The following is a 276-nucleotide window of genomic DNA, read 5'->3' on the forward strand; positions in this document are numbered from 1 at the left end:
TATCGCCTTCAAGATTCCACTGCATGAACGTTTTGATATCCTTGATCGACATACCTGCTGTTTTCAGACACTCGATCATTTCGAGAGCACCGAGATTTTGGTCATCAAAACAACGGGCACCAGAAGCGTCTTTTTTGAGTTCAGGGATGAGTCCTTCCTTGTCGTAGTAACGAATGGTGGGGATCGATAGCTTTGTCATCGTGGCAACTTCACCAATTGAATAAGATTTGGACATATGATGACCTCCAATTTTTTAAATAATCGCTTGACCTAAAG

1 protein-coding gene is annotated in these 276 nt (G+C 42.0%); it reads right to left on the minus strand.

The window, feature by feature from the left end; all coding sequences use genetic code 11:
• Positions 1 to 235 (minus strand): MerR family transcriptional regulator (locus AC6UD0_RS07405; protein ID WP_500708712.1); only part of this gene is annotated, 235 nt, incomplete at its 3' end.
• Positions 236 to 276 lie beyond the last annotated feature (41 nt).

Source organism: Fructilactobacillus sp. X7R9C1, from assembly GCF_059901005.1.